Consider the following 13,827-nt stretch of genomic DNA (forward strand, 5'->3'; position numbering starts at 1 on the left):
ACGCCCCATGAGTCTCGATATCTTCTGGTTCCTGCCGACCCACGGCGATGGCCACTACCTGGGTACCGCCGAAGGCGCCCGCGCGGTCGATCACGGCTACCTGACCCAGGTCGCCCAGGCCGCCGATCGCCTGGGCTTCGGCGGGGTGCTGATCCCCACCGGCCGCAGTTGCGAGGATTCCTGGCTGGTGGCCGCCTCGCTGATTCCGGTCACCCAGAAACTCAAGTTCCTGGTGGCCCTGCGCCCCGGGATCATCTCGCCCACGGTGGCGGCGCGGCAGGCGGCCACCCTGGATCGCCTGTCCGGCGGCCGGGCGCTGTTCAATCTGGTCACCGGCGGCGATCCGGACGAACTGGCCGGTGACGGCCTGCACCTGTCCCACAGCGAAAGATACGAAGCCTCGGTGGAATTCACCCGCATCTGGCGTCGCGTGCTGGAAGGCGAGACGGTGGACTACGCCGGCAAGCACATCCAGGTGAAGGGCGCCAAGCTGCTCTATCCGCCGCTGCAGCAACCGCGCCCACCGCTGTATTTCGGCGGCTCCTCCGATGCCGCCCAGGACCTGGCCGCCGAGCAGGTGGAGCTGTACCTGACCTGGGGCGAACCCCTGGACGCGGTGCGCGAGAAGATCGAGGCGGTCAAGGCCAAGGCGGCCGCCCAGGGCCGCACGGTGCGCTTCGGCATCCGCCTGCACGTGATCGTCCGCGAGACCAATGAAGAGGCCTGGAAGGCCGCCGACCGGCTGATCGCTAACCTGGACGATGCCACCATCGAAAAGGCCCAGGCGGCCTTCGCCCGCTTCGACTCGGTCGGCCAGCAGCGCATGGCCGCCCTGCACAAGGGCCGTCGCGACAACCTGGAGATCGCACCCAACCTCTGGGCCGGTGTCGGCCTGGTGCGTGGCGGTGCCGGGACGGCCCTGGTCGGCGACGGTCCCACCGTGGCCGCGCGGGTCAAGGAATACGCCGCCCTGGGCATCGATACCTTCATCTTCTCCGGCTATCCGCATCTGGAGGAATCCTACCGGGTGGCCGAGCTGCTGTTCCCGCACCTGCCGGTCAAGCGCCCGACCCAGGTGGAAGGCGCCAACTACGTGAGTCCCTTCGGCGAGATGGTGGCCAACGACATCCTGCCGCAAAAAGCGGCGCAGAGTTGAGGAAGGCGGCATGAGCAGCACGACCGAACGTCAATTGCAGCGCCTGGCGCCCTGGCTGGTGCCCGTGGCCCTGCTCGCCGCCTGGCAGCTGTCGGTGAGCAGCGGCCTGCTGTCCAGTCGCATCCTGCCGTCGCCAGCGGCGGTGCTGGAGGCGGGCTGGAGCCTGGTTAAGAGCGGCGAACTCTGGCAACACCTGGCCATCAGCGGCTGGCGCGCCGGCATCGGCTTCGCCATCGGCGGCAGCATCGGCCTGGCGCTGGGCTTCATCACCGGGCTGTCGAAGTGGGGCGAGCGCCTGCTGGACAGCACCCTGCAGATGGTGCGCAACGTGCCGCACCTGGCACTGATCCCGCTGGTGATCCTCTGGTTCGGCATCGACGAGTCGGCCAAGTTGTTCCTGGTGGCTCTGGGGGTGTTTTTCCCCATCTACCTCAACACCTACCACGGCATCCGCAACGTCGATCCGGCGCTGGTGGAGATGGCCCGCAGCTACGGCCTCTCCGGGGCGCGGCTGTTCTGGCACGTGGTGCTGCCGGGCGCCTTGCCGGCCATCCTGGTGGGGGTGCGCTTCGCCCTCGGCCTGATGTGGCTGACGCTGATCGTCGCCGAGACCATTTCCGCCAGCTCCGGCATCGGCTACCTGGCGATGAACGCCCGGGAATTCCTGCAAACCGACATCGTGGTGCTGGCCATCCTGCTCTATGCCGTACTGGGCAAGCTGGCGGATCTGGCCGCCCGCGGCCTGGAACGTGCCTGGCTGCGCTGGCACCCGGCCTATCAGAAAGGAGCCCACGCATGACCAGTCTGCAAGCCGTTCCGCCGCTGGCGCGGGGCATCGCCCTGAAGCTGCAACAGGTGGTGAAGACCTTTGGCGAGCGCACCGTGCTCCACGGGATCGATCTGGAAATCCCGGCCGGCCAGTTCGTTGCCGTGGTGGGTCGCAGTGGCTGCGGCAAGAGCACCCTGCTGCGCCTGGTGGCGGGACTCGACCGCGCCAGTGGCGGCACCCTGCTGGGGCAGGACGAACCCCTGGCGGAGCATCGCGAAGACACCCGGCTGATGTTCCAGGACGCACGCCTGCTGCCGTGGAAACGCATCATCGACAACGTCGGCCTGGGCCTCAAGGGCGACTGGAAGCCGCGCGCCCTGGAAGCCCTGGCGGCGGTCGGCCTGGCCGATCGTGCCCAGGAGTGGCCCTCGGCGCTGTCCGGCGGCCAGAAGCAGCGCGTGGCCCTGGCCCGCGCCCTGATCCACCAGCCGCGCCTGCTGCTGCTGGACGAGCCGCTCGGCGCCCTGGATGCCCTGACCCGCATCGAGATGCAGCAGCTCATCGAAGGTCTCTGGCAACGCCACGGCTTCACCGTGTTGCTGGTGACCCACGACGTGGGCGAGGCGGTGGCCCTGGCCGACCGCGTGGTGCTCATCGAAGACGGCCATGTCGGCCTGGATCTCGACGTCACCCTGGCGCGCCCCCGGGCCGCCGGCGATGCCCAGCTGGCCCGCCTGGAAGCCGAGGTGCTGGCCCGGGTGCTGCAGCAACCGCTCAATCCCGATCTACCGGAAATCGTGCAACCCCTGCCCACGCAACTGCGCTGGGCCTACTGATCGCTCATCCGAGGAGTTTTGCCATGACCATCAAGGCCATCAACGTTCGCAACCAGTTCAAGGGCACCATCAAGGAAATCATCGAAGGCTCGGTGCTCTCCGAGATCGACGTCCAGACCGCCGCCGGCATCGTCACCTCCGTCATCACCACCCGCTCGGTCAAGGAGCTGGAGCTGGTGGTGGGCAGCGAGGTGATCGCCTTCGTCAAATCCACCGAGGTGTCCATCGCCAAGCTGTGATGAGGCCTTCGTGGTGAGGAACCCGCCCTGGTGGCGGGTTTTTTGTTGGGCGTTGGATTGTTGGGCTTCGCTGGCGCTCAACCCAACCTACCTAGGCTTTGTAGGTTGGGCTGAGACGGCTCTATCGTCGAAGCCCAACAGGCATCTGCGTCACTGCCACGATTCTGCAACCTGAGTCGGTTCCAATGCCGCTTTTGCCTGGAGGAACAGGGGTGCGGCGACAAAGGGGCGTGGCCCTGCTGATGGCGCTCTGGGCGCTGGCGCTGGTGGCGGCCTTGTTGCCGGTGCTGCTGGCCGAGGGGCGGGCCGAGCTGCAGCGGGCGCGGTTGCTGGAGCACGAGACCCTGGCGCGGGCGCTGGCGACTGGCGCCGAGCAGGTGGTCACGCAGGGGCTGGTGCAAGCTGGCGCGCGGCAGCGCCCCGAGTTCTGGCGGAGCCTGAGCGGCGAGGTGCTGGCCTATGAGGTGGAAGGCGCCCAGGTCCGTGCCCAGCTGCGCGATCTGCATGGCTGCTTCAACGTCAACGCCCTGGCCGGTCCGGAGCGGGACCTGGCCTTGCGCCAGCTAAAGCGGCTGCTGGCGCAGCGTCCTGGTGGGCTGGGTGAGCCGGGACTGACGGCCGAGGGCTTCGCCGAACGCCTCGCCGACTGGGTCGATGCCGATGGCGAGACCCGTGAATTCGGTCTGGAGACTCCCGATGCCCTGCGCCTGGCGCCACCGGTGCTGGTGCCCAATCTGCCCTTGGCCGAGATAGGTGAGCTGGATCTGATCGTGCCGGCGCGACCCGGTCGGCATCTGCACTTGCGCGAACTCTGCGCGCTGCCGGAAACCTCAGGCTGGCGCCTCAATGCCAATGCCCTGGGGATGAGCCACCTGCCGCTGCTGGAGGCGCTGTTTCTCGGTGAGGTGCCACGGGAGACGCTGCAACTGCTGATCACCGCGCGGCCGGCCCAGGGCTACGCCACTGTCGAGGCCCTGCGCCAGGCCTTGCCGGGGGTAGGGGAGGAGACCTTCAGCCTGTTGACCCAGCGACTGATCCTCAACAGCGGCGACTTCCTGCTCGGGGTCGAGGTGCGTCGCGATGGCCAGGTCTTTCGCCAGGTGCGGCAGCTGGCGGCCCAGGGTGTGAGTCGCTGGCACGCGGCGGTGCCGGCGCAACGGGTGCGCTGGCTGGCGACGCGGGACACCACCCTGTGGGTGCCGGGGCCTGGTGGGGCGGAGGTGTTGCAGTAGCTGATCGCGGCCAGCGCGCGCCGAAGCGGCCGTTCCCACCGCTCGTCGTAGGTTGGGTTGAGCGTAGCGAAGCCCAACGTAGCGGGGCTTGGGTGCCGGCAATGTTGTGCCAGGAGGTGAAAACGTCACAGGACGAATATCGAGTCCGCCGCAAAACAAAAGGCTCCCGCGGTCGTCGCCGACCGGAGAGCCTGGCTATCGCCGACGCGATCAGACGCCGATGGGGCCGCCGTCGAGTTTCTGGATCACCACGGTGGAGGCGCGGGGGCGTACCTTGGTGCCGGCCGGGGTGGCCTCGGTGGCGACTTCGCTGAAGGGCCAGTTGTCCGGATGCTGGACGTTGATGAACATGGTGGTGAGGTCCGGCGTCCAGGTGATGCCGGTGATCTCGCAGCCGTTGGGCCCGACCAGGAAGCGGCGCAGCGCGGTCTGGTTGGTGGCCGAGATGGCGACCTGCTTGCCGCTGCCGTCCACCACCTGGGCCGGGATGACCGCCAGCAACTGGTCGTTGGTGTACTCGGCCACGGCGTTGTCGCTGTTGTCGGTCTCGATCCAGAGGATGCCGCGACTGTCGAAGGCCAGGCCGTCGGGGCTGGCGAACTGGTTGAGTTCGGTCAAGCCCGAGCGGTTGATGTCGGGTGCGGCACCGGCGTCGGAGCCGAAGACGAAGATGTCCCAGGTGAAGTCGGTCTGGTTGCTGTTGTCCTTCCAGCGCACGATGTGACCGTTGACGTTAGGCACCCGCGGGTTGGCGGCGTTGGCGGCGGTGCGCGCCGAGTTGTTGGTGAGGGTGACGTAGACCTCGCCGGTGAAGGGGTTGACGGTGGTCCACTCCGGGCGGTCCATGGGGGTCGCGCCCACCGCATCGGCGGCGCCGCGGGTGTTGAGGATGATGCCGGCCAGGTCGCCATAGAGGGCGCCCAGGGTACGGCCGTCCTTGGTCGGCGCATTGACCGTCAGCGGCAGCCACTTGCCGTTGCCGCCGTCGTCGAAGCGAGCGACGTAGAGGGTGCCGTTGTCCAGGTACTTGGCGCCGATGGCCAGGCGGTTGGCCGAGTTGGCGTCGGCCGGATCCCAGGCGGCGGCGGAGACGAACTTGTAGATGTATTCGTTGCGCGAGTCGTCGCCCATGTAGAAGGCCAGCGGCTGGCCGGCGACCGGAATGCCGTAGGCCGAGCCCTCGTGGCGGAAGCGGCCCATGGCGGTGCGCTTGGTGGCGGGCGCGGCGCTGTTGTAGGGATCGATCTCGACGATGTAGCCGTAGCCGCTGGCTTCGTTGCGGAAGTCCTGGGTCGCGCTGGCGCCGGTGGGGGTCAGGTCGAAGCGGCGGAATTCGTTGTCCACCTCGCTGGAGTCACCCGCCGGCGTCTCCCAGCCGTAGTTGCTCTTGTTGGTGATGCCGATGCGCTTCTGGTCTACCGGCAGGGTGCCCTTGTTGATGAAGATGCCCGGCCAGTTCTCCTCGCAGGTGAGGTAGGTGCCCCAGGGGGTGAAGCCGTTGCCGCAGTTGTTGTTGGTACCGCGGGTACGGGTGCCGTCCGGAGAGTAGGGGGTGATCAGGTTGGCGTTGCCGCGCAGCGGGCCGGCGATTTCCATCGGCGTGGCGCTGGTGAAACGGCGGTTCAGGGCGTCGTTGGTCACCACCTGCCAGATGCCGTCGACCTTGCGGATGCGGATCACCGCCGCCCCGTGGGCGTTGATCTCCTTGCGCACTTCCTCGGCGGGCCGCTTGCCGTTGGTGGTGGTTGGGCCGTTGGGGTGCAGCACCTTCTGGTCGATGTATTCGTAGTTGATGGCCAGCAGGCCATCGCTGCTGGAGTTGTTCAGCGGGAAGAAGTGCATGCCGTCGTGGTGCATGCCAGCCGCATTGGCCTGGTCGGTGGAGGTATTGCTGCCATCGCTGCGCCAGGCGTTGGCCAGGTTATTCAGCGGGGTGCCCCAGGGCGCCAGGGTGCGGGCGCTGTAGCCGGCGGCCAGGACGATGGCGTCGAGGCGGGCGCCGCGGATGGATTCGAAGCCAAGCTTGAGCTGCGGCGCCGGGGTCGGCTGGCTGGGAGCCGGATCGTCGTTCGAGCCGCCACCGCCGTCGAAGCAGGCGGTCAGCCCGCCGCCGGCGATCATGGCGATCGCAGCGCCCAGGCCGCCCTTCATGACGCTGCGGCGCGACAGGTAACGGTCGACGACGGCGTCCAGCGGTTCGTTGCCGCTTTCATTACGGTTACGGTCGTCGCTCGTGAAAGTGCTCATGCGCAAAGCTTCCTTGATTAATCACGGGAGCGGCGACTGTAGGAAGCCTCTGTGATGGTCTGGTGACTGAAAGGTTACAGCCGGTCATTTCCCGGCAGACCATCTGTAACAGTTTGTAACTTGCTGTTTTGTCATGAATTTGTAGCTTTTCGCCGTCTAGGATGCCGCCCTCTCTAGCGCGCAGGGCAAACATCGGATGAGCAACTGGGCACGACGCCAGGTCTTGGGTTGGCTCGCGGCGGGCGCCACGGTACCGCTGCTGGGCGGCTGTGCCCAGGGCCTCTCGACTCGCTCGGGGGATGCCGATCTGCAACTGCTCTATGTGGCCGACACCCTGGACGCCCGCGAACCCGGCTGGCCGGTGGTGCCACGGGTACGCCTCGGCCCGGCCGGGCGCATCGGCGCCCGGCCCTGGCGCACCGGTGCCGATGCCGCGCGTCTGGCCCCGACGCTGGCGCCCCTGCTGGATGCCGGGCGTGGCGATGGCCAGCGCTACGGTGGCTATGCCGCCCTGGCCTGCCAGCTGACCCAGCTGCGCACCCGCCAGGGCGCGACCCGCAGCCTGACCCTGGAAAATGGCCAGTGCTGGAACGGCAGCGGCCTGACCCAGCTCACCCGCGGCGAAGCCGGGGTGGATGGCAGCCAGTTGCTGGGCAGCGAGGTCCGGGTCAGCAGTGACGAACGCCTGCTCTGGCCCGAGCGCAGCGCCGCCCTCTATCGCCGTTATGGTCGTCCGGTACTGGGCGCCACCCTCACCGAGGAACAGCGCAGCGCCCTGGGCGTCGCCCCCTTCACCCTGATCGAGCGCGACGGGGTGCGCATCGCCCTGGTCGGCGTGACCGATCCCTATGCCAGCGATCAGCAGGCGCCCCTGGCCGACTGGTATGCCCGGCTGCGCCCGGTGCTGGCCGAGGCACGGGGCAAGGCCGATCTGCTGGTGGTGCTGGCCGATGTTGGCAGCGGACCGGGCCTGTGGCTGGCCGAGCGGTTGGAGGAAGCGGACCTGCTGCTCTGCGCTCGCGGGCAGGATCTCTGGCCGGAGCTGATCCCGGTGATGCGCGGCAGCGGTCGGCCGCTGCCGGTGTGCCTGCCGGGTTGCCGCGGTGTCGGTATCTTCGAGATCCGCTGCCGGGGTGGTCGCGACGGCTGGCGCCTGGACGCCGTCTTCCATCCGGTGCAGGCCGAGCGGGTGCTCGACCGGGCCCTGCTGGAAAGCCACCAGCGTCAGTTGGCCGTCGCCCGCGCGCCCCATGCCGGGTGGCTCGACCAGCGTCTGGCACGGGCGCCGGTGGACCTCTGGCGCCGTGACCTGCTCGGCGGCAGCTGGGACGCCCTGATCGCCGCGGCCCTGGGCGGTGGCGATGCGCAGCCGGTGCTCTTGCCGGGGTTGAGATACGACCAGCCGCTGCGCCGGGGCGACTGGATCACCCGCGAGCACCTGATCGCCCTCTGTGGCGGCCACGAGGCCACGGTGCTGGATCTGCCCACCTCGGCCGACGGCCTGCACACGCTGCTGGAGGAAGCCGCGGACAATCGCTTCGGCGAACCCCTGCTGCTGGACAACAGCCAGGATCTGCCGCGGCTGACGGGCGTCCAGTGGACCTGCCGCTACGGCGCGCCGCGTGGCCAGCGCATCGGACCGGTGCAGGCGCCCCTGGGCGCCTCCTTTACCTGTCGTACCTTCGCCCTGGGGCGCGAGCTCGGCGCCGGTGAGGCGCTGTGGCAACGCCTCGAAGCCTTTCTGCGCGCCCGGCCCGCCGACTGGGGCCTGGCGCCGCTACCCGTGCCACGCCTGGAGTTCGTCGAAGGCCATCCGGGCTGGCATCCGCTGGCCGCCTTACGCCGCCGTCTGGAGTCTCTGGCCTGATGGCGCGCCTGCTCATCCATCCCCTGGCGTTGCGGCTGCTGACCCTGCTGTGGCTGGGCATCGCCGCCTGGCTGGCGGCGCGGGTGGTCTGCGATCTGCGCCTGCTGTGGCTGCCGACGCCCGTACCCAGTGTCCAGGTCGAGGTGTCTCGCGCCACCGATCTGCTCGCCGGCCATTGGCGCGCCGCCAGCCAGGCGGCGCCCAGCACCCTGCCGATCCAGTGGGTCGGGGCGATCAAGGCGGTGCCCATCGACGGCTCCGTAGTGGTCCTGCGCCACGGCGATCGCCAGCGGTCGCTGGTCCTGGGCGACAGCCTGGCGCCTGGGCTGGTGCTGACCGCCATCGACGCCCAGGGCCTGGTCTTCAGCCGTGCCGGCCGCGAAGAGCGGCTGCCCTGGCCGGCGCCGCGTAAGCTGGTGGGCCTGGCCGCCAGCGATACGGCCAAGCCGGCCACAGTCAAGGCGCCGTCTACGCCAGCGGCGGAGGAGGGTGACCTCGCCAGTCTGCTCAGACGCATTCGCGCCACTCCCGTGCGCGAACACGGCGAGTTGACCGGCTACCGCCTGCAACCCGGCGCCGAGCCGGCCTTTTTCAGTGGCCTCGGACTTGAGCCCGGCGACGTGCTGCGCCGGGTGGACGCCGTCCCCGTGGCCGATACCCGGACGCTGCTGCAACGCCTGCCGCATTGGCGCGCCACCGGCGCCCTGACCCTGGAACTGGAACGTCAGGGCCGCGCCCTGGCCCTACCCGTGAGACTGTCCCTGTGAAGAAACGCAGCTATTGCGGCCTGCTCCTCGCCTTCTGGCTGCTCGGCGCCCAGGCCGAACAACGCTTCGAGGTCAATTTCGAGAACACCGAGATCGATCTGTTCATCGAAAGCGTGGGGCGCATCACCGGCACCAACTTCGTCATCGATCCCCGGGTGCGCGGCACCCTGACGGTACGCAGCGCCCAGCCCCTGGCCGCCGATGACGTCTATGCCCTGGCCCTGGCCCAGCTGCGCGCCAATGGCTACGCCGCGGTGGAGCTGGACGACGGCAGCGTGAAGATCCTGCCGGACCAGGCTGCGCGCACCGAGCCGCTGCCGGTGGAGGTGGACGACGGCGCCCCGGCCAAGCCCGGCGCCGGGGATACCGTGGCGACCCGGGTATTCGCCGTGCGCGGCGGCAATCTCGAACAGCTGCTGGGCATCGTCCGCCCGCTGATGGACGCCCGGGTCGGAGTGGCCACGCCCTATCCGGCCAGCAACCTGCTGGTGGTGACCGACTGGCGCAGCAACCTCAGCCGCATCGGCCAGCTGCTGACGCGGCTGGATCGCGGGCGCGACGAACCGGTGGAGATGATCAGCCTGCGCCATGCCCAGGCGCGTGACACCGCGCCGCTGGTGGAGCGCCTGCTGGCCAGCCGCGGCCAGGCCGGTGGCGGCGTCCAGGTGCTGGCCGACGCCCGCAGCAATGCTCTCATGGTGCGTGGCGACGAAAGCATGCGGCGTCAGGTACGCCGGCTGGTGGCCGAACTGGACGTCTCTCGCGATGCCGCCAGCGACACCGAGGTGGTCTATCTGCACCATGCCAAGGCCGGCGAGGTGGTCAAGGTACTGCGCGGCCTGAGCGGCGAGGTCACCCAGGAGGCGCGGGTGGAGATCCCTGTGGCCGCCCCTGTCGGTAATACCACCCCTGTTGAAAGAGGTGGAGAGGGGGAAGCTCCTCTGCCCAAGGGCAGCAGCGGGGCGTTGGCGCCGGGAGCGCCCGGTATTCGCCTGGAAGCGGACATGGGCACCAATTCCATCGTGCTGATCGGCCCGCCGCGGGAGCTGGCCGGCTACAAACGCATCATCAGCCAGCTGGATATCCGCCGCGCCCAGGTGGTGGTGGAAGCCATCATCGCCGAGATCACCGACACCAAGGCCAACCAGCTGGGCGTCCAGTGGCTGTTCCTCGACCGCAACGGCAACCTGCCGGCGGGCGGCGTCAACTTCACCAACGGCACGCCCATCAATGGCATCGCCGCCGCCGCGGCCAACCAGGACACCAGTGCCCTGGGCAGTCTGCTGTCGGGCATGCAAGGCATCTCCGCCGGGGTCGGGCGCATCGGCGGCAGCGGATTGAATTTCGTCACCCTGCTGCAGGCCATGCGCAGCGAGAGCGGTTTCAACCTGCTGTCGACACCGACCCTGCTGACCCTGGACAACGCCGAAGCCTCCATCATGGTCGGCCAGGAGGTGCCTTTCGTCACGGGTTCGGTCACCAGCAACAACGCCAATCCCTACCAGACCATCGAGCGCCGCGAGGTGGGGGTCAAGCTCCGTCTCAAGCCGCAGATCAACGAGGGCGACACGGTGCGCATGGAGATCGTCCAGGAGGTCTCGTCGCTGGCCGACAACGTCCGTGCCAGCGACGTGGTCACCAACAAGCGCGAGATCAAGACCACGGTGATGGTGGAGGACAATGGCCTCATCGTCCTCGGCGGCCTGATCAGCAACGAGGGTAGCGACAGCGACCAGCGGGTGCCGCTGCTGGGCGACGTGCCGGTGCTGGGCAATCTCTTCAAGTCGCGTACCCGCTCCAGCACCAAGCAGAATCTGGTGGTGTTCATTCGCCCGCGCATCCTGCGCGATCCGGCGCTGGTGCAGCAGATCAGCGAGGACAAGTACCGCGGCATGCGCGCCGCCGCCCCGGCCGCGGCCTTGCCGGCCACGCCACCGGGCACGCGCGGTGCGCCCACCCTGCAGAGTCTCTATCCCTCGGCGCGGGCGCGCCTGGACGGCCTCTGATGACGCCGACGCTGCCCTATCGTCTGGCGCGCCAGGCCGGCATCGCCCTGGCCGCCGCACCCGAGGGCTATCGGCTGCTGTGCCGCACGGATGCGGACCTGGCGCTGCTGCAGGAGGTGCAGCGCCGCCACGGACCGCCGCAGGGCTGCGAATGGCTCGCCCGCGAGGTCTTCGAACAGCGCCTGGGGCCGCTCTACGAAGCCGGCCAGGCCAGCACCGAGGCCTTGGTGGAAGGCCTCGGCAAGACCGTCGACCTGGCCGGGCTGATGGAGGAGCTGCCACGAGTAGAGGACCTGCTCGACAGCGCTGGCGAGGCGCCGGTGATCCGCCTGATCAACGCCTTGTTCGCCGAGGCCCTGCGCCTGGATGCCTCCGACCTGCACGTGGAAACCTTCGAGCAGGCGCTGGTGGTGCGGGTACGGGTGGACGGGGTGCTGCGCGAGCTGCTGCGCCCGCCGCGGGCCTTGTCGGCCATGCTGGTGTCGCGGATCAAGGTCATGGCGCGGCTGGACATCGCCGAGAAGCGCCAGCCCCAGGACGGCCGCATCACCCTGAGGGCCAGCGGGCGCGACGTCGACATCCGCGTCTCGACCCTGCCCGGCGTGCATGGCGAGCGGGTGGTCATGCGCATCCTCGACAAGCAGGCCAGCCTGCTGGAGCTCTCACGCCTCGGCCTGCCGCCGGCCATTGATGCCGGCCTGCGCGGCGCCCTGGCGCAGCCCAACGGCATCCTGCTGGTCACAGGCCCCACCGGGTCGGGCAAGACCACCACCCTCTATGCCAGCCTGGGGCTGCTCAACGAAGGCAGCCGCAGCATCCTCACCGTGGAAGATCCGGTGGAATACGCCTTGCCCGGCATCGGCCAGACGCCGGTCAACCCCCGTGCCGGCCTGACCTTCGCCAGCGGCCTGAGGGCCATCCTGCGCCAGGATCCGGACGTCATCATGATCGGCGAGATCCGCGACGTGGAGACCGCCGGCATCGCCGTGCAGGCCAGTCTCACCGGCCACCTGGTGCTCTCCACCCTGCATACCAACAGCGCCCTGGGCGCTATCACCCGGCTGCGCGACATGGGCGTGGAGCCCTTCTTGCTGGCGTCGAGCCTCAAGGGCGTGCTGGCCCAACGGCTGGTACGACGGTTGTGCAGCTGCGCGGCCTGGCGTCCACTGCGGGCGGCCGAACAGACGCTGCTGCCAGGGCTGGCCGGACTCGAACGGCTGCGTGAGCCCCAGGGTTGCCCAAGCTGCAATGGCAGTGGCTATCGCGGTCGCCTGGGTCTCTACGAATTCGTCGCTCTGGACGCCGAACTGGCCGAGCTCATCTATCGCGGTGCCGGGGAGGGCGAGATGACGCGGCTGCTGGAGGGCCGCCGCGCCAGCCTGGCCGAGAGCGCCCTGGAGCGCCTGGCGGCAGGCGAGACCAGCCTGGCGGAGGTGCTGCGTGCGGTGCACCAGTAACGCCCTCAGCGGAGCGCTACGCTGATGCCGGCCTACCGCTACCTGGCGCTGGACGGCGATGGGCGTCGCCAGCGCGATGTCATCCAGGCCGAGAGCGAGCGCCATGCCCGCCAGTTGCTGCGCGAGCGCGGCCTCTTTCCCCGCGAGGTGCAGGCGACCGGTCCGGCACGGGGGACCCGCAACCGTGCCGGGCGGCTGGATGCCAACAGCCGCACCGATTTCACCCGCCAGCTGGCGACCCTGGTGGGCGCCGCCATTCCCCTGGCCGAGGCCCTGCAGATGCTGGAGCGTCAGAGTCGCCAGGCGGCGCTCAAGGCGCTGCTGCTGGATCTGCTGGGCCAGGTGCGCGAGGGCTATACCCTGGCCGACAGCCTGGGGCGCCATCCGGGCACCTTCGATCCGCTGTACCTGACCCTGGTGGCCGCTGGCGAACGGGCCGGGCGCCTGGGCCCGGTGCTGGAACGCCTGGCCGACTATCTCGAACGGGTGCAGCGCCAGCGCCACAAGGCGCGCACCGCCCTCATCTATCCGCTGGCGCTGGCCCTGGTGTCGGTCGCCGTGGTGGCGGGGCTGATGACCTTCGTGGTGCCCAAGCTCACCGAGCAATTCATCCACAGCGGCCTGCAACTGCCCTGGATCACCCGCGCCCTGGTGGCCGTCAGCGACGGCCTGCTGGTCTTCGGGCCCTGGTTGCTGGGCCTGGTACTGCTGGTCGGCTTAGGTCTGCAGCGCCTGTTGCGCCAGGTCGAGTGGCGGCGTCGCTGGCACCGGCAGCTGCTGCGCCTGCCGCGCCTGGGCGAGTTGCTGCGCACCCTCGACAGCGCCCGCCTGACCCGCAGCCTGGCGATTCTGGTCGGCAGCGGCATCCCGGTGCTCGAAGGCCTGCAGGTCAGTCGCGCCACCCTGGGCAACCAGGTGCTGCGCGATGCCCTGGAAGCCGCCATCGAGCAGGTCACCGCCGGCACCGGCCTTGGCCGGGCGCTGGATCGCAGCGGCGTCTTTCCCCCCTTGCTGGTGAACATGGTCGCCAGCGGCGAGGCCAGCGGCACCCTGGACGCCATGCTGGAACGGGTCGCCGATGCCCAGGAGCGCGACTTCAACCAGCAGGTGGACCTGGCCCTGGCGCTGTTCGAGCCGGTGCTGATCCTCGTGCTCGGTGGGGTGGTGCTGGCCATCGTGCTCGCCATCCTGCTGCCCATCATGCAGCTCAACCAGGCGCTCAACCTCTGATGCACCCCAAGGAGACTTTCG

General features: G+C 69.2%; 11 protein-coding genes. 10 read left to right on the forward strand and 1 reads right to left on the reverse strand.

Features of this window, described 5'->3' with window-relative positions; genetic code table 11:
- The first annotated feature begins 7 nt into the window (after nt 1-7).
- The 5 genes from ssuD (at nt 8) to gspK (ending at nt 4,232) form a co-directional block, all read left to right on the forward strand.
- Complete coding sequence (gene ssuD, locus NRG74_RS00175; protein ID WP_160924593.1) at nt 8-1,156, forward strand: FMNH2-dependent alkanesulfonate monooxygenase; 1,149 nt, start codon at nt 8-10, stop codon at nt 1,154-1,156.
- 10 nt (nt 1,157-1,166) lie between these two features.
- The gene (ssuC, locus tag NRG74_RS00180) at nt 1,167-1,955 is read left to right on the forward strand and encodes an aliphatic sulfonate ABC transporter permease SsuC (protein ID WP_093255924.1); all 789 of its coding nucleotides are present in this window, start codon (nt 1,167-1,169) and stop codon (nt 1,953-1,955) included.
- The gene (gene ssuB / locus NRG74_RS00185) at nt 1,952-2,761 is read left to right on the forward strand and encodes an aliphatic sulfonates ABC transporter ATP-binding protein (RefSeq protein WP_093255926.1); all 810 of its coding nucleotides are present in this window, start codon (nt 1,952-1,954) and stop codon (nt 2,759-2,761) included. Before ssuC ends, ssuB begins: the two co-directional genes overlap by 4 nt.
- A 23-nt stretch (nt 2,762-2,784) precedes the next feature.
- A complete protein-coding gene (locus NRG74_RS00190; RefSeq protein WP_010795839.1) occupies nt 2,785-3,000 on the forward strand; it encodes a TOBE domain-containing protein in 216 nt (71 codons plus the stop codon).
- Between the two features lie 212 nt (nt 3,001-3,212).
- Entirely contained in the window at nt 3,213-4,232 is a 1,020-nt protein-coding gene (gspK, locus tag NRG74_RS00195; protein WP_231354385.1) for a type II secretion system minor pseudopilin GspK, read from the forward strand.
- A 210-nt stretch (nt 4,233-4,442) separates the two neighbouring features.
- Here gspK and NRG74_RS00200 read toward each other — a convergent pair whose 3' ends face one another.
- Complete coding sequence (locus NRG74_RS00200; protein WP_257705443.1) at nt 4,443-6,479, reverse strand: PhoX family protein; 2,037 nt, start codon at nt 6,477-6,479, stop codon at nt 4,443-4,445.
- Between the two features lie 196 nt (nt 6,480-6,675).
- On the opposite strand from NRG74_RS00200, the gene NRG74_RS00205 reads away from it, so the two are divergent.
- Genes NRG74_RS00205 through gspF form a run of 5 tightly spaced genes read left to right on the forward strand, consistent with a single transcriptional unit; the run spans nt 6,676 to nt 13,806 of the window.
- Nucleotides 6,676-8,346 (forward strand): lipoprotein UxpA, encoded by a 1,671-nt coding sequence (locus NRG74_RS00205; protein WP_257705444.1) that lies wholly within the window; start codon nt 6,676-6,678, stop codon nt 8,344-8,346.
- A complete protein-coding gene (locus NRG74_RS00210) occupies nt 8,346-9,113 on the forward strand; it encodes a hypothetical protein (RefSeq protein ID WP_257705445.1) in 768 nt (255 codons plus the stop codon). Before NRG74_RS00205 ends, NRG74_RS00210 begins: the two co-directional genes overlap by 1 nt.
- Nucleotides 9,110-11,119 (forward strand): type II secretion system secretin GspD, encoded by a 2,010-nt coding sequence (gene gspD / locus NRG74_RS00215; RefSeq protein WP_257705446.1) that lies wholly within the window; start codon nt 9,110-9,112, stop codon nt 11,117-11,119. The genes NRG74_RS00210 and gspD overlap by 4 nt, the downstream gene beginning before the upstream one ends.
- Complete coding sequence (locus NRG74_RS00220) at nt 11,119-12,576, forward strand: GspE/PulE family protein (protein WP_257705447.1); 1,458 nt, start codon at nt 11,119-11,121, stop codon at nt 12,574-12,576. Before gspD ends, NRG74_RS00220 begins: the two co-directional genes overlap by 1 nt.
- A gap of 24 nt (nt 12,577-12,600) precedes the next feature.
- Nucleotides 12,601-13,806, forward strand: coding sequence for a type II secretion system inner membrane protein GspF (gspF, locus tag NRG74_RS00225; protein ID WP_064309457.1), 1,206 nt, complete (start codon nt 12,601-12,603; stop codon nt 13,804-13,806).
- Nucleotides 13,807-13,827: the final 21 nt, after the last annotated feature.

Source organism: Pseudomonas oryzihabitans (genome assembly GCF_024652905.1).
GTDB lineage: Bacteria > Pseudomonadota > Gammaproteobacteria > Pseudomonadales > Pseudomonadaceae > Chryseomonas > Chryseomonas benzopyrenica.

What these genes read in the sequence shown, in the direction of transcription:
- ssuD (WP_160924593.1), top strand. Translation starts at nt 8, where the DNA reads ATGAGTCTCGATATCTTCTGGTTCCTGCCGACCCACGGCGATGGCCAC.
- ssuC (WP_093255924.1), top strand. Translation starts at nt 1,167, where the DNA reads ATGAGCAGCACGACCGAACGTCAATTGCAGCGCCTGGCGCCCTGGCTG.
- ssuB (WP_093255926.1), top strand. Translation starts at nt 1,952, where the DNA reads ATGACCAGTCTGCAAGCCGTTCCGCCGCTGGCGCGGGGCATCGCCCTG.
- NRG74_RS00190 (WP_010795839.1), top strand. Translation starts at nt 2,785, where the DNA reads ATGACCATCAAGGCCATCAACGTTCGCAACCAGTTCAAGGGCACCATC.
- NRG74_RS00200 (WP_257705443.1), bottom strand. Translation starts at nt 6,479, where the DNA reads ATGAGCACTTTCACGAGCGACGACCGTAACCGTAATGAAAGCGGCAAC.
- NRG74_RS00205 (WP_257705444.1), top strand. Translation starts at nt 6,676, where the DNA reads ATGAGCAACTGGGCACGACGCCAGGTCTTGGGTTGGCTCGCGGCGGGC.
- NRG74_RS00210 (WP_257705445.1), top strand. Translation starts at nt 8,346, where the DNA reads ATGGCGCGCCTGCTCATCCATCCCCTGGCGTTGCGGCTGCTGACCCTG.
- NRG74_RS00220 (WP_257705447.1), top strand. Translation starts at nt 11,119, where the DNA reads ATGACGCCGACGCTGCCCTATCGTCTGGCGCGCCAGGCCGGCATCGCC.
- gspF (WP_064309457.1), top strand. Translation starts at nt 12,601, where the DNA reads ATGCCGGCCTACCGCTACCTGGCGCTGGACGGCGATGGGCGTCGCCAG.